Below are 15,471 nucleotides of genomic sequence, written 5' to 3' on the forward strand. Positions count from 1 at the left end.
GTTAATTGAGACCCCCTCTCCCTTGAAGCGCCTGGAAGAATGGATAAGAAGAAGGTTGAGACTGTGCCGTTGGCACCAATGGAAAAGGGTGAGAACTCGAATTCGTGAACTGAGAGCCCTTGGGCTCAAAGAACACGAAGTGTTCGAGATCGCTAACACTCGGAAAGGGGCTTGGCGTACGACAAGGACGCCTCAATTGCATAAAGCCCTTGGCAAAGCCTACTGGCTTAAGCAAGGGCTGAAGAGTTTAACGCAGAGATATTTTGAACTCCGTCAAGATTGGCGAACCGCCTAGTGCGGACCCGCATGCTAGGTGGTGTGAGGGGACGGGGGTTCGTCACCCCCTCCTACTCGATTTAGGAACGGATTCCAAATAAGCGCGGACGTCTTCGGGCGTTTTGGCGTTCGCGCTGTGCAGGTGGGCGGTTTTTTCGCCGTTTTTGAACACGAGCAAGCTCGGAATGCCCATGACTTGGTATTTATCGGCGAGTTCCGGGAATTGGTCGCGGTCGATTTGATACCAATCGAATTCATCGTGTTCTTTAACGATGTCGCCGATGAACATATTAAGCCGTTTGCAGTCCGGGCACCAGCTCGCTTCAAATTTGATGAGAGCGGGTTTTTCGCCGCGAATGGCTTGTTCGAAGTCTTCTAAGCGTTCAATCGTTTTCATGGTGGCATCATCCTCTCTTTCCGCTTTCATCATACCAGAAAAGGGGCGCCGGAGAGTAATACGATGCTCGGGCGCGCCGCGAAGGTTTCTGACGATACGAGCTTGACCGCCGCGCGGGCGTTTATAAACCGAACGTAAAGTTCAAGATGATGAAAATCGCGACGATGAGCGCAATCACCGCGATCGAATAATTGCGCTTTTTCAGCTTGTCCAGCCCAAAAAACAAAATCATGGCGCCCAGGCTTAATTGGACGTAATCGGTCGTGACGTTCGCGCCCGGCACGATCATCGAATATAAAATGAAACACAGCGAAACGGCGGCGAAGAAGGCCGATATCGATGACAGCATCGCTAAAATCCTCCTCTAAGACAACTGGCAAAAAAATGTTACGTGATAAAAGACGATGAAAACGGCGGAACGGTTCAAAACGATTTCGGCGGTTGCGCCACCGTTTGTCAATCCGCTGCGGAGATTGATTTTTTCCATCTGCTTTGGCAGAGAGCATTTATAGTTTTGGAGGCTTTTTCATAATGGGGAAGGCGCGGAGGGCAGCCAACGGCTCAGGCGGGCGGGTTGCGGCGAGGGCTCCGCGGCGCAGTTTCGGGTAAAAAAAGAACCCCCATCGGGAGTTCTCGGAGCAAAGGCAGAAAGCTGTCCAGCAGGCGTAATCTGTAAAAAAAAGAACTTCCATCAAGCGTTTCGCCGTAAGCGGCAGGCGGCGGGCGGAAATCGCCGGCGCCGCCTCATTTTGCGCGCCGGTACAAGGCGTATTGTTTGCTGTCGAGCGGGCGGGAAACATACGGTTGGATGAGATCGGCCGCATCGAGCAATCGATCGATGCTGACGCCGGTTTCGATCCCCATTTCATGGAACATAAAAACGACGTCTTCCGTCGCGACGTTGCCGGTCGCGCCGGGCGCAAACGGGCAGCCGCCGAGGCCGCCGGCCGAGGCGTCGAAGCGGTCGATGCCGGCTAAAAGGCACGCGTAAATATTGGCAAGCGCCAGGCCGCGCGTGTTGTGGAAATGGGCGGTGAGCAAGAGGCGCTTTGGGAGGAGCGCTTTCAACGCGCCGAACAATTCATAGGCATCCTGCGGATTCGCCATTCCGGTCGTATCGGCGACGCTCAATTCATCGACGCCGAGCGCGGCGAACCGGCGGCACAAGTCAATGGTCGCCGCCTTTTCCACCTGACCTTCATATGGGCAATGAAACGCCGTCGAAATGCAGATGCGGACGAATTTGCCGTCGGCTTTCAATTTTTCGATCAGCGGTGCCGCTTCGGCCCAGCTTTCTTCGGTCGTTTTATTGATGTTTTTCTTATTAAAGGCGGAGCTGACCCCGATGAACAGCGCGATGTGATCGGCGCCCGTCGCATAAAACCGTTCAACGCCCTTTTGGTTCGGAGCGAGGATGAAATGGCGCGCTTCCGGGTCGAGACACGCCGCGATGACGGCTTCGGCGTCTTTCATCTGCGGCACCCATTTTGGCGAGACGAAGGAGGCGAGCTCCATCTCACGCAGTCCCGCCGCTTTGAGCGCTTCAATAAAAGCGATTTTCACATCGGTCGGAATCACGTTTTTTTCATTCTGCAATCCGTCACGCGGGCCGACTTCGATCAACGTCACTTTTTCCGGCAACACCAAGCGGGATTCCTCCTCATCGCGTTTTTTAAGGCCGTTTTAAAACAGCAAAGCGCCGCGTGATTCCTTTCGCGTTTTCTCTTTAAAAGAATGCGGGCGCACGCCGGATTGTAACCCCTTTCATTTTACATGACGGGAAAACTAAAAACAATTTTTCCATTCGGATGAAAACTGAAAAAACTTTGTGTATGATAAAAGCAAGCGGTCAAATCTAATAATTTACCATAATAATTTTATGTAAACTAAAGGGGGAGCCGTCATGACGGCGATATACATTTTGAACGGGGCGCGCACGCCGTTCGGCACCATGGGTGGGGCTTTAAAGGATGTTCCGGCGACGGAACTCGGGACGATCGCCTCACAGGAAGCGCTGCGGCGCGCCGGCGTCGCGCCGCAAGCGATCGAGACGGTTGTCTTCGGCAATGTCATTCATTCCGAACCGAACGCCGCCTATTTGGCCCGCCACATTGCCCTGAAAGCGGGCGTTCCTGAGACGGTGCCGGCGCTGACCGTCAATCGTCTGTGCGGATCGGGTCTGCAAGCGGTCGTTTCCGCCGCCCAATCCATGCTTTTGGGTGAGGCGGACACGGCGCTCGTCGGCGGCGCCGAAAACATGTCGCGCAGTCCGCGCGCCGATTTTACTTCGCGGTTCAGCGGCGGAAAATTCGGCGACATCCGCCTGGAGGACATGCTGCTCAAAACGCTTACGGATGAGTACATCGGCTGCGGAATGGGGGTGACCGCGGAAAATCTGGCGAAAAAATACGAGATCACGCGGGGAGAACAGGACGCCTTCAGCTTGATGAGCCATCAGCGGGCGGCTGCGGCGCGCCGTTCCGGCCGGTTCGCCAAAGAAATCGCGGCGGTGGAAACAAAAAAAGGAAAGGTCGACCGGGATGAACATATCAGAGAAGAGACGTCCGCGGAAAAATTGGCTCAGTTAAAGCCCAGCTTTTTAAAAGACGGCACGGTGACCGCCGGCAATTCGAGCGGAATTAACGACGGCGCGGCCGCTCTCGTGCTCGCCACGGCGGATTATGCGGACCGTCATGATCTCGAACCGCTCGCCGCCATCGTCTCGTGGGGCATCTGCGGCGTCGACCCGCGCTTCATGGGCATCGGTCCGGTTCCGGCCGCGCGACAAGCGTTGCACCGGGCGGGCTTGGAACTGTCCGCCATGGATCTCGTCGAAATCAACGAGGCGTTTGCCGCGCAATATCTTGCGGTGGAAAAAGAATTGGGGCTCGACCGCGCCAAGACGAACGTCAACGGCGGGGCGATCGCTCTGGGCCATCCCGTCGGCGCCAGCGGTGCGCGGCTCGTCTTGACGCTGGCGTACGAATTGGCCGAACGCGGTTTGCGCTATGGCCTCGCCGCCCTCTGCATCGGCGGCGGCCAAGGCATCGCGATGATCATCGAGAACAAACGGCTGTAATCGAGTGAACGGAAAGCCGGCCCGGGCAACGGCAAAAGAGGCCTTCCTTAAAGCTTAAGACGCGCCGTCTCGGGCCTGGAGCACGCATCGGCCACGTCCTTTCCAAGAATGCAGCGACGCCGCACCGCGTCGTTTTGTTTTTCAGCCCTTTCGATCCTTGTTCATGGCAGGGGTCGATTTCGTCATCCAATCCGTTTTGAAATGGCTTTTTATCATAGCCGCCATTGCCAACTTCCATCGGCTTGCCGTTCTGCCGGAATTGGCCGATCAGATGGGGATGATCGGCGTCTATTGTTTCGTCCATCCCGTTATCCGAAAGGTGCCGGCATTAAAGCATGTGGAGCCTGAAGTCAATGGGTTCGAAAGTTATGAAAATAAAGCATGATGAAAAGAAAAAAGATCGAAGCGCGGGCTTCGATCTTTGTTGGCTTTATCTGTGTTGTTCGTAGCGGTTGGCTTTCGTCAAGGCGCGGATTTTTTGAAGTTCTGCATCGGTGAGCGGCGGAACATCGGCCGCCTTGATGTTGTTGTCGAGCTGCTCCCTGCGGCTGGCGCCGGGGATCGCGACGGCGACGGCCGGATGGGCGAGGGCATAACGGATCGCCGTCTGAGAGAGAGGCTGCTCAGGACGAATCGCTTTCAGGTCGCCGATGAGCGAGCGGAGTTCGTCCGCCGAGTAATCGAGATAACCGCTTTCCGGAATCTTTTGCAGCCCGTCATCGCTTAAAATGCCGCGGGCAACCGGACCGCGGGCGATCACCGAAATGTTGTGTTCGTGAAGGAAGTCCAGCATGGCCTCCTCCGGTCGGCGGTCGAGGATGCTGTACTGCATCATGACGCTCACAATCGAAGAGCGTTTGACGTATTCGCGGATGACATTCGGCCGGATGGAGCTGATGCCGTAATAGCGGATGACGCCCTCGGCTTTCAATTCCTCAAACGCTTCGATCGTTTCGTCGATGGGGTCGTCGATCGTGCCGCCGTGCAATTGGTAGAGATCGACGTAATCGACGCCGAGGCGCTTCAGGCTGTCCTTGAACGCTTTCTTTATGTACGCTTTCGACGGGTCCCAAAACCAGCCTTCTTTTCCGGGTTCCCAATGGTTGCCGCCCTTTGTGGCGATGATGGCTTGATCGCGCCGGCCTTTCAGCGCTTTGCCCAAGACGGTTTCGATCCGCCCTTGATCGTATAGATCAGCGGTGTCAAAGAAATTGACGCCGCGGTCGAGCGCTTCGTGAATCAGGTAGATCGCTTCTTTTTCATCTTTCGGCAGCGACATCGTGCCGAAACCGATTTCGCTGACGAGCAAATCGGAACGGCCTAGGCGATGGGTTTTCATGTTCAACCTCCTCACATCTGCCGGCAAACGCGGCCTTTTCTATCATTATACGTCCGGCGCCGAACGGAACACAAAGATTTCATGCGGGAAAGGGGAGGGGATGAACATTCCCAAAAAAGAAACGCCCCATCCGCCGGTCGGCCGATGGGGCGTATTAGTAGATAAAGCGGGTGGCCATGTTTTTTGGTCCGCCATAGGTCAGCGGATTTCCGTCCGGAACACGGCGTTCATGTGCTTGAGGAACAAGTCGTGTTGACCCGTGAACGTTGCGGTTGCGTCGCGGTAGACGACCGTTTGATAGCCGCGGGCGTATGCGCCGTACGCCGTCAAAAAGTCGCAGATGTCCGTACAGACGCCGGTGATGTGCACGGTGCCGACCCCGCGCGCCTTCAGCTCGCGATCAAGATCGGTTTGATAAAACGCGTCGTATTCCGGCTTCGGCACGAACAGGACGTCGCGATGGCGGCGGTGCGCTTCGTACCAATCGTTTAACGCGCCGTACAATTGCTGGCCCCATGTGCCTTTGACGTTATGCGGCGGCCAAAGTTGAAAGTGCGGGTCGTTTTCCTCGTGCGCATCCATGCAAAACGCAACGACGTCGCCGTTTTTCAGAAAACGGTCGGCCAATTGGACAATGTTTGGCACGATGTCTTGAGCGACCCGACCGGCGGTGAGCGTTCCTTCGTCGTGAACAAAATCGTTGCTCATATCGATGATCAATAATGCGTTCCGCAATGTTTCCTCCTCCAATCCAGTCCGTACCGCCAGGCGAATTTAGGCGATCGCGGAAAACGTCGGCGCACGCAGCGCGTGCCCCGATTTTCAAATAAAACGTTCCTAAGTTTTACTATAGATCATGACAAAACATATGACAAGACATTAAGATGAGAAAGGCGAAACGGGTTTAAAATAGATGGAAAAGGCTGAGTTGAGATCGCGGATGGCCAGGCAGCAGCAGGTGCGGCGGGGCAACGGATTTCGTTTCCATCCAAAGGTTGCGGATGCCCGTTGGTTTGAAGTCGGCAAGGCCTTCATAATCCGCCGCATTATGTTACACTTAAAAGCGTGCACGACGGATGTTTGAAGGAAGAAGGGAAGTTGTGGATATGGCTGAGTACATTGAAAAGACGGTCGGTACGAAAACGATCTTTCAAGGAAAAATCATCGATCTCACCGTCGATGAAGTGGAATTGCCGAACGGAAAGATCGCCACTCGGGAAATCGTCCGCCATCCCGGGGCCGTAGCGGTTATCGCCGTCACGAAAGAAGGCAAGCTCGTGCTCGTCCGGCAATTCCGGAAACCGCTCGACCGCTCGCTTTATGAGATTCCTGCGGGCAAGTTGGATCCGGGCGAAGATCCAAAGGCGTGTGCGTTGCGTGAACTGCGCGAGGAAACGGGTTATCGCTGCGAGTCCATCGAACACGTCGTGTCGTTTTCGACGTCGCCCGGTTTTGCCGATGAAGTGCTGCACATTTACTATACGGACACGCTGATCGCCGGTGAGCGCGATTTGGATGAAGATGAATTTTTGGACAACCATGAAGTCGACCTGGAGACGGCGCTCGCGCTCGTTCGCTCGCAAGACATTTACGACGCCAAAACGGTGTTTGCCGTTCAATATTTGCAGCTGCGGTCCATGCTGAACCGGTAAATATCGTTGCAACCGCCCCACACCGTTTGGCAAACGGCGGCAACGCCGGGCTTCAACGGAAGCCTTGCGGGATGGGGCGGCGAGCCAAGCATAAGGCGGGATGCGAAGTTGAAAACCTGTTATGCCGATTTGCACATACACATCGGGCGCACCGGCTCGGGCCGCCCGGTCAAAATCACCGGCGCCCGGACGTTAACGATCGAAAACATCTTAAAGGAAGCGAGCGACAGAAAAGGGATGGACATCGTCGGCGTCATCGACTGCCATGTCCCCGAAGTGCTCGACGATCTGGAGAGAATGGCGGAAAACGGCGTGGTCGAACCGCTCGCCGACGGCGGCTTGCGGTTTTCGAACGCTGTGTTGATCCCCGGAGTCGAAATCGAAGTGAAAGATGACCGTTGCCTTGGCCCCGTGCACGTTTTGGCGTATTTTCCGACGCTTCGGGATATGCGGGCGTTCAGCGGTTGGCTGTCCCGGCACGTCACGAACATCACCTTGAGCACCCAGCGCTTTTTCGGCGATGCCCGGACGTTGCAAGAACGCGTCAAGTCGGACGGCGGGCTTTTTATTCCGGCGCACGTGTTCACGCCTTTTAAAAGCGTTTATGGTTCGGGCGTCCGCCGGTCGCTGGCGGAAATCTTTGATACCGATCTCATCGACGCGATCGAATTGGGATTAAGTGCCGACACGTCCATGGCCGACCAAATCGAGGAATTGCACCGCTATCCTTTCGTTTCGAATTCCGATGCCCACTCCTTGGCGAAGATCGGCCGCGAATACCAGGCGCTCCGCGTCGATCATCCCTCATTTGCCGAACTGCGGGCGGCGCTCTTGGGCGAGGGAGGCCGGGCGATCGAAGCGAATTACGGGTTGAATCCGAGGCTGGGCAAATATCATCGCACGCGCTGCGCGGTTTGTCTGACCCCGCTGGTCGGGGAAAGCAAAGACCAACGTTGCCCGCACTGCGGCCAGCGCCGCATCGTCAAAGGCGTGAGCGAGCGTTTGCAGGAGCTGGCCGATGCGGCCGGAAGCCGGCGCGAACGGCCGCCGTACATTCATCAAGTGCCGTTGGAATTTATCCCGAACGTCGGGCCGAAAACGCGGGATAAACTTTTGGAAGCTTTCGGAACGGAGATGGCGGTCATGCATCGGGCGTCGATCGCGGCGCTTGAAGGCGTCGTCGGCGCCAAGACGGCCGCTTTGATCGCCGCGGCCCGTGAAGGGAGGCTCGCGGTTGAAGCGGGCGGCGCCGGGCGTTACGGCCGGGTGAAAACGTAAGGCTCCCCCGTTTTTGACAGAATGGGCTTTGCTGAAAAGAATAGAGAGGCGCTAGAGCATTTTTACCGCTTCCCGCCTGAGCCGCTTGCGCGGGCGGAACGTCGGGCGGCGATAGGTTTTTTCTATTAAAAGCGGTCATAGATTCCTCGCCGGTTCATAGACTTTTTATAAGAACGGGTGAGGAGGAATCGCGGTGCAGTTAAACGACCGGTGGAAATGGGAGAGGCACGTTCGGGACAACCTTTCCATTTATACGTTTACGATCGTTTTATTTTTGATGGGGATCGTTTTCGGAGCGATCATCGTCAACAGTTTGCCGATTGAAGCGAAAAACGATTTGTATCATTATTTACAGCGGTTTTTCGGAGAAATGGCGGAAGGGCGCCTCGCGAGCAGCGGCGTGCTGTTTAATGAAAGCTTTTCCCACAATCTCCGCTATCTCGGTTTCATCTGGCTGCTCGGCTTGTCGATCATCGGCTTGCCCGTCATTTTCATTTTATTGTTTTTGAAAGGGATCGTCGTCGGCTTCACCGTCGGCTTTCTCGTCAACCAGATGGGACTGCACGGATTTTGGATCGCTTTGGCCAGCGTCTTGCCGCAGAATTTGCTCATCATCCCGGCGTTTATCGCCGTGAGCACGGCGTCCGTCGCTTTTTCTCTGAAAATGATCCGGCAGCTGCTCATGCGGACGCGCAAAACGCCGCTCATTCCCCAGTTCGCCGCTTATGCGATGCTGTTGGCGGCCACGTCGCTCCTTTTAGTCGCCGCTTCCATGATCGAAGCTTACGTTTCGCCGGCTTTGATGAAAAGCATCATTGGCTGATTATCTTTTAATAATGATTATAAAAACTTAATTAGAATTATTTTATTTTGACACGATATTTAACGCTGTTTATAATGTTTTTTAGGAATATGGCGAAGGGGGCGGAACGATGGAAAACCGGCTGGACCGGATCAAGAAACAATTGCACGCCCAGAAGTATAAATTGACACCGCAGCGCGAAGCGACCGTGCGCGTCCTTCTCGAAAACGAAGCCGATCATTTAAGCGCTGAGGACGTGTACCTGCTCGTCAAGGAAAAAGCGCCTGAAATCGGGCTGGCGACGGTGTACCGGACGCTGGAACTCTTGACGGAGTTGAAAGTCGTCGACAAAATCAACTTTGGTGACGGCGTCTCCCGCTACGATTTACGCCGGGAAGGTGCCGAGCATTTCCATCACCATCTCGTTTGCATCGAATGCGGGGCCGTGGACGAAATTCAAGAAGATCTGTTGGAAGACGTCGAAAAGATCGTGGAAGAACGGTGGCGTTTTAAGATCAAAGATCATCGCTTGACCTTTCACGGCATTTGCCACCGATGCCAAGATAAAAAAGCCTCCGAACAAAAACAAGCTTGAGCCGCCTTTTCCGACCGAGGGAGAAGGTTTTTTATTCATCGCCCGCCTGCGACGTATAAACCGGCTTTCATTTGGCATACCTTGATAATGCCGTGAACGCATGAACGAACGGCTAGATTGCGGAACAAGCGGGTGATGGCGCGATGAAGTCGGCTTTAAAGACGGTGCTTGACACGCTTAAAGTGTTTGTTCTTTTTGTGTTTTGCACGATATTATTTTATTATGGCCTTGAATGGCTGGACCACAACTACGAAAGCTACCATAAATATGATCAACCGGAAAACGGCGCCGTCAAAGTTTTTGGTCCGGAAGGTGAAAAAGGTCGAAGCGGACCTTTGTGGTCTGAACGTTTTTTTCAATTTTTGAGAGATGGGGAATAAGGCCATGAAGGATGACGTACGGGATTTTATCCGCTACATGATCGTCGAACAAGGGCTGTCGGCCAACACCGTCGATTCCTATCGGCGTGATCTGGAACAGTACATGGCATACATATCCGAGAACTGCGGCATTCAGGATTGGAACGGCGTCGACCGGTCCATGATCGCGCAATATCTTTTTCAATTGAAAGACAAAGGGCGCTCCGCTGCCACGATCGCTCGGCAAACGGCGAGCATCCGCCAATTCCACCGCTTTTTGTTGCGGGAAAATCGGACGAGCCGCGATCCGAGCCATCACATCGGCGCGCCGAAAACCGAGCGCCGCCTGCCGAAGGTGTTGTCCACGCGCGAAGTCGAAGCGCTGCTTTATGCACCGGATACGACGACACCGGCGGGGATTCGCGATCGGGCGATGCTGGAAGTGCTTTATGCCACGGGAGTGCGCGTCTCCGAACTCGTCCAGCTTGATTTGGACGACCTCCATTTGGCGATGGGCTTTGTCCGCTGCATGGGGAAGGGCGGCAAAGAGCGTTTAGTGCCCCTCGGCCGCGCGGCCATTCAGGCGACGGAACAATACCTCGCCGAAGCCCGGCCGAAATTGGCGAAACATAAGACGACCAACGCGGTTTTCCTAAATCAGCGCGGCGAGCGGTTAACCCGCCAAGGCTTATGGAAAATTCTTAAAAAATTGGCTTTGAAGGCCGGCATTCAGCAGGAGATTACGCCGCATACGTTGCGGCATTCGTTTGCCACCCATCTTCTGGAAAATGGTGCCGATTTGCGCGCCGTGCAAGAGATGCTTGGTCACGCCGACATTTCGACGACACAAATTTATACCCACGTCACGAAACATCGTTTGAAGGACATCTATGCCGCCACCCACCCGCGCGCTTAATTGCCGATTCGGCAATTGCCGCCGTGACGCGGGCGGTTTGCGTTTTTTTATTCGCTGGGATGGAAGCGGTTGAACCACACGGGAGTGAATCACATGTCCAAACAATCCTTTCAACGCGTATTTTTAATCGTCCTTGATTCCGTCGGTATCGGAGAGGCGCCGGATGCCGAGCACTTCGGCGACAAAGGCGCGGACACGCTCGGGCACATCGCCGCGCGCATGGACGGGCTGCATCTGCCTCATCTCAATAAATTGGGACTGGGCCTGCTCCGCGACGATATCAAAGGCGTGCCCCGGGTCGAGCCGGCGGCCGCTCATTACGGGCTGATGCAGGAAGCGTCGAACGGCAAGGATACGATGACCGGCCATTGGGAAATCATGGGGCTTCATATCTCTCAACCGTTCCGCACGTTCCCCGACGGGTTCCCCGACGAGTTGATCCGGCAACTCGAGGAGCGGACCGGCCGGAAGGTGATCGGCAACAAACCCGCGTCCGGCACCGCGATCATCGATGAACTCGGCCCGCGCCAAATGGAAACGGGCGAATTGATCGTTTATACGTCGGCGGATTCCGTCCTGCAAATCGCCGCCCACGAAGACGTCATCCCTTTAGAGGAACTCTATCGCATCTGCGAAATTGCAAGAGAATTGACAAAAGATCCGAAATACATGGTCGGCCGCGTCATCGCGCGCCCCTATGTCGGTGAGCCCGGCCGTTTTGAACGCACGGCCAATCGCCACGATTACGCCCTCAAACCGTTCGGTCAAACCGTCATGAATTTTCTCGCCGACGCGGGCTTCGACGTCATCGCGCTTGGGAAGATCAACGACATCTACGACGGAGAAGGCGTCACGGAAGCGATTCGCACCAAAGATAACATGGATGGCGTCGACAAATTGCTCGCGGTGCAGGAGAAATCGTTCCGCGGGCTCGCGTTTTTGAATCTCGTGGATTTTGATTCGAAATACGGGCACCGCCGCGATCCGATCGGGTACGGCGAAGCGCTGGAGGCGTTCGATCGGCGGCTTCCCGAAATCCTCGAACGCCTCGGCGCCGACGATTTGTTGATCATCACGGCTGATCACGGCAATGATCCCACGTATAAAGGCACCGATCATACGCGTGAACTCGTCCCGCTTTTCGTTTACCACACGGGGATTGAAAGAGGCCGCCGCTTGCCGACGAGGCGGACGTTCGCCGACGTCGGCGCCACGATCGCCGGTCTGTTTCAAGTCCGACGGCCGGAACACGGTGACAGTTTTTTAAGTGAAATTTAGAGGGGTTCGATGAAATGACGATGAAAGAGAAAATAAGAGACGTGCTCGCCGCGCTCGAATCGAGGCTTTCCGTCAAGCCTGACATTGCGCTCGTCCTTGGCTCAGGGCTCGGCGGACTTGCCGACGAATTGGAGGATGCGATCCGGATTCCCTACACCGAACTGCCGCATTTTCCGGCAGCGACCGTTCCCGGCCACGCCGGCCGGTTTGTTGTGGGGCGATTGCACAGCGTCCCGGTCATCGCCATGCAAGGCCGCTACCATTATTATGAAGGCTACACGCTTGAACAGGTGACGCTCCCGGTCCGCGTCATGCAAGCGCTCGGCGCCGAAACGGTCATTTTGACGAATGCCGCCGGCGGCGTCAATGAAACGTTCCAAGCGGGCGATCTCATGGTCATTCGCGACCATATCAATTGGTTTCACACCAATCCGCTCATCGGAAAGAATGAAGATGAACTCGGCCCGCGCTTTCCCGATATGTCGGAAGTCTACGACCGTTCGCTTCGTGCACTCGCCAAAGAAACGGCGCAAGCGCTCGGCATTTCCTTGAAAGAAGGCGTTTATTTTGGCCTCAGCGGTCCGAGTTATGAAACGCCGGCCGAAGTACGGATGATCCGGAAGCTCGGCGGCGACGCGGTCGGCATGTCGACCGTGCCGGAGGCGATTGCTGCTCGCCATGGCGGAATGAAGGTGCTCGGTTTTTCCTGCATCACGAACGCGTGGAGCGGCACCGGAGACCAGCCGTTATCCCACGAAGAAGTCATTGAAACGTCGGAGCGGGTCAAAGCGCATTTTACAAGCCTCATCAAAGCCATCGTCAAGAGAATGGGGGAGTGACGCATGTCGTTGCTTAATCAAGTTCGCGATGCCGTCGATTTCATCCGGACGAAAACGGCGATCGAGCCGGAAATTGGTCTCATCCTCGGTTCCGGACTCGGTGAACTCGCCGACGAAATTCAAAATCCGACGGTGCTGGATTATAGAGACATTCCTTATTTTCCGGTATCCACCGTTCCCGGTCATGCCGGCCGGCTCGTCTTGGGCGAACTGGAAGGCAAAAAGGTCGTGGCCATGCAAGGCCGTTTTCATTACTATGAAGGCTATTCGATGCAACAAGTGACGTTCCCGGTGCGCGTCATGAAAATGCTCGGGGTGAAAACGCTTGTCGTCACCAATGCGTGCGGCGGCATCAACCGTCATTTTAAACCGGGCGATCTCATGCTGATTCAAGACCACCTGAATTTGACCGGCACCAATCCGTTGATCGGGCCGAACGAGGAAGCCTTTGGCCCGCGTTTCCCCGACATGAGCGAGCCTTACAGCAAAGCGTTGCAAGAGGTCGCCGTCCGCAGCGCCGAAGCGGTCGGGGTGGAATTGCAAAAAGGGGTCTATGCCGGCATCAGTGGACCATCTTTCATGACGCCGGCCGAACTGATCATGCTCAGAAATCTTGGCGCCGATGCCCTCGGCATGTCGACCGTTCCCGAAGTGATCGTCGCCAATCACATGGGAATGGATGTGCTCGGCATCGCATGCGTGACCGATATGGCGATCGGCGAGGAATTGGAGCCGCTCACGCACGAGCAAGTCATGCGCGTCGCCAGGGAGACGAAGCCGAAGTTCATCAAACTCGTCAAGCGCATTTTGCACGATATGGAGTGACCGTTCATGCGCATGGTCGATATCATTGAAAAGAAGCGGGACGGGGAAGCCTTGACGTCTGAAGAGATCCGTTTTTTCGTGTCGGGCTACGCTCGCGGCGAAATTCCGGACTATCAGGCGGCGGCTTTGCTCATGGCCATCTACTTTCAAGGCATGAACGAACGCGAGACGAGCGATTTGACGGAAGCGATCGTCGCCTCGGGTGAAACCGTCGATTTAAGTGAAATCGAAGGCGTTAAAGTGGACAAACACTCCACAGGCGGAGTCGGCGATAAAACGAGCTTGATCGTCGGTCCGCTCGTCGCGGCCGCGGGCATCCCGATCGCGAAGATGTCGGGCCGCGGGCTTGGCCACACCGGGGGAACCATTGACAAACTGGAATCCATCCCCGGGTTTCACGTCGAATTGAGCCGCGAAGCGTTCCTCGATCACGTCAACCGTTATAAAATTGCCATTATCGGTCATAGCCAAAACTTGACGCCAGCGGATAAAAAGCTCTACGCGCTCCGCGATGTGACCGGTACGGTCGCGTCCGTCCCGCTCATTGCCAGTTCGATCATGAGCAAAAAGCTGGCCTCTGGCGCGGACGTCATTGTTCTGGACGTCAAAGTCGGCTCGGGGGCGTTTATGAAAACGCTCGATGATGCGAAGCGCTTAGCCGAAGTCATGGTCGGAATCGGGAAGTCGCTCGGACGGCGGACGATCGCGATCCTCTCCGACATGGACGAACCGCTCGGCCGCGAAGTCGGCAATGCCAATGAAGTGCGCGAAGCGATCGATATCCTGAAGGGAAAAGGCGACGCGCGTTTGACGGAACTGTGTCTGACCATTGCAACGCAGATGACGTTGGCCGCCGGTGTGTACGCGCATGAAAAAGAAGCGCGCGACCGGTTGACCGACTTGATCGTGTCCGGCCGAGCGCTTGAAACGTTAAAGACATTCGTTCAAGCCCAAGGCGGGGATCCAGCGGTCATCGACGATCCGGGACGCTTGCCGTCGGCTGCTCATTCTATCGCGGTCCGGGCGGAACGGGACGGTTTTGTCCAAGCAATCGATGCGGAAAGCGTCGGGCTCGCCGCCATGATGCTCGGCGCCGGGCGGAAGACGAAAGACGACGTGATTGATCACGGCGTCGGCGTTTCGATCGAGAAAAAGGTCGGTGACGCCGTCAAAGCCGGCGAGACGCTCGCCGTCCTGCACAGCCGTACAGAGACGGCTGCGGACGCCTATGAAAAATTGAAAAACGCCTACCGCATTGGGGACGAAAAAGCGGCGGCGAAACCGATTGTTTATGAAGTGATCCAATAAAGGGAAGCGGATTTCCGGCCAACCGATCACCTGCCATCGACGACAGATTCAACCGGGAGGGCATGCGCTCGTGGGTTGTTTTCTCTGAGCCACGGGCAGCGCCCTCCTTATGTGTTTTTCTCGGTCGCGTAGAACGAGCGTTCGCCTGCCCCGATCTCCATGCGTACGCTTTCGGCCGCGCGTTCGAGCGGTTGCCATCATCTGATAATGAGGAATGAAACGAACTGACGATGGTCCCGCCATTTGACGCGGATTTTTCCGCCTTTAAAGCCGCCTTGCCCCGGCCGCGGCAAAGAGCTGACGGCTTTTATCGATAAACCTCATTGGACAACGCCTGACTTTGATGATCGCTTCCCTCCAACGCTCCGCTTCGGTTCCTTTCCAAATCTCGCCATCCATCGAACAAAGGTCCATCCAGATTATCCTTGTCCTCTCTTAATCTCTCGGTTCCGTTTTGATGCTTTTATTATTGCCGCATCCACCTCTTCCTCCTCTTGACCGTTTCCGACGATCACGCGCACATCCGAG

The 15,471-nt window shown here is 55.6% G+C and carries 17 protein-coding genes and 1 pseudogene; 13 read left to right on the forward strand and 5 right to left on the reverse strand.

Annotation, left to right across the window (positions count from 1 at the left end; all coding sequences use genetic code 11):
- A pseudogene (locus tag CCB157_RS18015) lies at positions 1–295 on the forward strand (group II intron reverse transcriptase/maturase); the annotation flags it as partial.
- Positions 296–337: 42 nt separating this feature from the next.
- On the opposite strand, the gene CCB157_RS06930 reads toward CCB157_RS18015, so the two are convergent.
- From CCB157_RS06930 to CCB157_RS06940, 3 genes are all read right to left on the reverse strand, one after another.
- The gene (locus CCB157_RS06930) at positions 338–673 is read right to left on the reverse strand and encodes a thioredoxin family protein (RefSeq protein ID WP_077615187.1); all 336 of its coding nucleotides are present in this window, start codon (positions 671–673) and stop codon (positions 338–340) included.
- A gap of 121 nt (positions 674–794) precedes the next feature.
- Positions 795–1,022 (reverse strand): DUF3953 domain-containing protein, encoded by a 228-nt coding sequence (locus CCB157_RS06935; protein WP_077615188.1) that lies wholly within the window; start codon positions 1,020–1,022, stop codon positions 795–797.
- A gap of 395 nt (positions 1,023–1,417) precedes the next feature.
- Positions 1,418–2,320 (reverse strand): hydroxymethylglutaryl-CoA lyase, encoded by a 903-nt coding sequence (locus tag CCB157_RS06940; RefSeq protein ID WP_077615189.1) that lies wholly within the window; start codon positions 2,318–2,320, stop codon positions 1,418–1,420.
- 256 nt (positions 2,321–2,576) lie between these two features.
- On the opposite strand from CCB157_RS06940, the gene CCB157_RS06945 reads away from it, so the two are divergent.
- Both CCB157_RS06945 and CCB157_RS06950 read left to right on the forward strand, forming a co-directional pair.
- A complete protein-coding gene (locus CCB157_RS06945) occupies positions 2,577–3,752 on the forward strand; it encodes a thiolase family protein (RefSeq protein ID WP_077615190.1) in 1,176 nt (391 codons plus the stop codon).
- A 163-nt stretch (positions 3,753–3,915) separates the two neighbouring features.
- Positions 3,916–4,137: a hypothetical protein gene (locus CCB157_RS06950; protein ID WP_077615191.1), complete on the forward strand. Its 222-nt coding sequence runs from the start codon at positions 3,916–3,918 to the stop codon at positions 4,135–4,137.
- Positions 4,138–4,182: 45 nt separating this feature from the next.
- Here CCB157_RS06950 and CCB157_RS06955 read toward each other — a convergent pair whose 3' ends face one another.
- On the reverse strand, positions 4,183–5,091 hold the full coding sequence (locus CCB157_RS06955) for an aldo/keto reductase (RefSeq protein ID WP_077615192.1): 909 nt from the start codon (positions 5,089–5,091) through the stop codon (positions 4,183–4,185).
- A gap of 198 nt (positions 5,092–5,289) precedes the next feature.
- Positions 5,290–5,826, reverse strand: coding sequence for a cysteine hydrolase family protein (locus CCB157_RS06960; RefSeq protein ID WP_193432267.1), 537 nt, complete (start codon positions 5,824–5,826; stop codon positions 5,290–5,292).
- 371 nt (positions 5,827–6,197) lie between these two features.
- Here CCB157_RS06960 and CCB157_RS06965 point away from each other — a divergent pair, with 371 nt between their 5' ends.
- The 10 genes from CCB157_RS06965 (at position 6,198) to CCB157_RS07010 (ending at position 14,943) form a co-directional block, all read left to right on the forward strand.
- Positions 6,198–6,743, forward strand: coding sequence for an NUDIX domain-containing protein (locus CCB157_RS06965; RefSeq protein WP_077615225.1), 546 nt, complete (start codon positions 6,198–6,200; stop codon positions 6,741–6,743).
- Positions 6,744–6,851: 108 nt separating this feature from the next.
- Positions 6,852–8,021 carry an endonuclease Q family protein gene (locus CCB157_RS06970; protein WP_077615194.1) on the forward strand — a complete coding sequence of 390 codons (1,170 nt, stop codon included), beginning with the start codon at positions 6,852–6,854 and terminating at the stop codon, positions 8,019–8,021.
- 193 nt (positions 8,022–8,214) lie between these two features.
- The gene (spoIIM, locus tag CCB157_RS06975; protein ID WP_077615195.1) at positions 8,215–8,844 is read left to right on the forward strand and encodes a stage II sporulation protein M; all 630 of its coding nucleotides are present in this window, start codon (positions 8,215–8,217) and stop codon (positions 8,842–8,844) included.
- Between the two features lie 109 nt (positions 8,845–8,953).
- Positions 8,954–9,418 carry a ferric iron uptake transcriptional regulator gene (gene fur, locus CCB157_RS06980; RefSeq protein ID WP_077615196.1) on the forward strand — a complete coding sequence of 155 codons (465 nt, stop codon included), beginning with the start codon at positions 8,954–8,956 and terminating at the stop codon, positions 9,416–9,418.
- Positions 9,419–9,561: 143 nt separating this feature from the next.
- Positions 9,562–9,798 carry a DUF4227 family protein gene (locus tag CCB157_RS06985; RefSeq protein ID WP_077615197.1) on the forward strand — a complete coding sequence of 79 codons (237 nt, stop codon included), beginning with the start codon at positions 9,562–9,564 and terminating at the stop codon, positions 9,796–9,798.
- Positions 9,799–9,802: 4 nt separating this feature from the next.
- The gene (gene xerD / locus CCB157_RS06990; RefSeq protein WP_077615198.1) at positions 9,803–10,693 is read left to right on the forward strand and encodes a site-specific tyrosine recombinase XerD; all 891 of its coding nucleotides are present in this window, start codon (positions 9,803–9,805) and stop codon (positions 10,691–10,693) included.
- Positions 10,694–10,786: 93 nt separating this feature from the next.
- A complete protein-coding gene (gene deoB / locus CCB157_RS06995) occupies positions 10,787–11,971 on the forward strand; it encodes a phosphopentomutase (RefSeq protein ID WP_077615199.1) in 1,185 nt (394 codons plus the stop codon).
- 20 nt (positions 11,972–11,991) lie between these two features.
- Positions 11,992–12,810 carry a purine-nucleoside phosphorylase gene (locus CCB157_RS07000; protein ID WP_077615226.1) on the forward strand — a complete coding sequence of 273 codons (819 nt, stop codon included), beginning with the start codon at positions 11,992–11,994 and terminating at the stop codon, positions 12,808–12,810.
- Between the two features lie 3 nt (positions 12,811–12,813).
- Positions 12,814–13,635, forward strand: coding sequence for a purine-nucleoside phosphorylase (locus tag CCB157_RS07005; protein WP_077615200.1), 822 nt, complete (start codon positions 12,814–12,816; stop codon positions 13,633–13,635).
- Positions 13,636–13,641: 6 nt separating this feature from the next.
- Complete coding sequence (locus CCB157_RS07010) at positions 13,642–14,943, forward strand: pyrimidine-nucleoside phosphorylase (RefSeq protein WP_077615201.1); 1,302 nt, start codon at positions 13,642–13,644, stop codon at positions 14,941–14,943.
- Positions 14,944–15,471: the final 528 nt, after the last annotated feature.

Origin of the sequence: Caenibacillus caldisaponilyticus (genome assembly GCF_002003465.1) — a bacterium.
Classification (GTDB): Bacteria; Bacillota; Bacilli; order Bacillales; family Sporolactobacillaceae; genus Caenibacillus; species Caenibacillus caldisaponilyticus.

What these genes read in the sequence shown, in the direction of transcription:
- CCB157_RS06950 (WP_077615191.1), top strand. Translation starts at nt 3,916, where the DNA reads ATGGCAGGGGTCGATTTCGTCATCCAATCCGTTTTGAAATGGCTTTTT.
- CCB157_RS06965 (WP_077615225.1), top strand. Translation starts at nt 6,198, where the DNA reads ATGGCTGAGTACATTGAAAAGACGGTCGGTACGAAAACGATCTTTCAA.
- CCB157_RS07000 (WP_077615226.1), top strand. Translation starts at nt 11,992, where the DNA reads ATGAAAGAGAAAATAAGAGACGTGCTCGCCGCGCTCGAATCGAGGCTT.
- CCB157_RS06945 (WP_077615190.1), top strand. Translation starts at nt 2,577, where the DNA reads ATGACGGCGATATACATTTTGAACGGGGCGCGCACGCCGTTCGGCACC.
- CCB157_RS06930 (WP_077615187.1), bottom strand. Translation starts at nt 673, where the DNA reads ATGAAAACGATTGAACGCTTAGAAGACTTCGAACAAGCCATTCGCGGC.
- deoB (WP_077615199.1), top strand. Translation starts at nt 10,787, where the DNA reads ATGTCCAAACAATCCTTTCAACGCGTATTTTTAATCGTCCTTGATTCC.
- xerD (WP_077615198.1), top strand. Translation starts at nt 9,803, where the DNA reads ATGAAGGATGACGTACGGGATTTTATCCGCTACATGATCGTCGAACAA.
- CCB157_RS06985 (WP_077615197.1), top strand. Translation starts at nt 9,562, where the DNA reads ATGAAGTCGGCTTTAAAGACGGTGCTTGACACGCTTAAAGTGTTTGTT.
- CCB157_RS06935 (WP_077615188.1), bottom strand. Translation starts at nt 1,022, where the DNA reads ATGCTGTCATCGATATCGGCCTTCTTCGCCGCCGTTTCGCTGTGTTTC.
- fur (WP_077615196.1), top strand. Translation starts at nt 8,954, where the DNA reads ATGGAAAACCGGCTGGACCGGATCAAGAAACAATTGCACGCCCAGAAG.
- CCB157_RS07010 (WP_077615201.1), top strand. Translation starts at nt 13,642, where the DNA reads ATGCGCATGGTCGATATCATTGAAAAGAAGCGGGACGGGGAAGCCTTG.
- CCB157_RS06955 (WP_077615192.1), bottom strand. Translation starts at nt 5,091, where the DNA reads ATGAAAACCCATCGCCTAGGCCGTTCCGATTTGCTCGTCAGCGAAATC.
- CCB157_RS07005 (WP_077615200.1), top strand. Translation starts at nt 12,814, where the DNA reads ATGTCGTTGCTTAATCAAGTTCGCGATGCCGTCGATTTCATCCGGACG.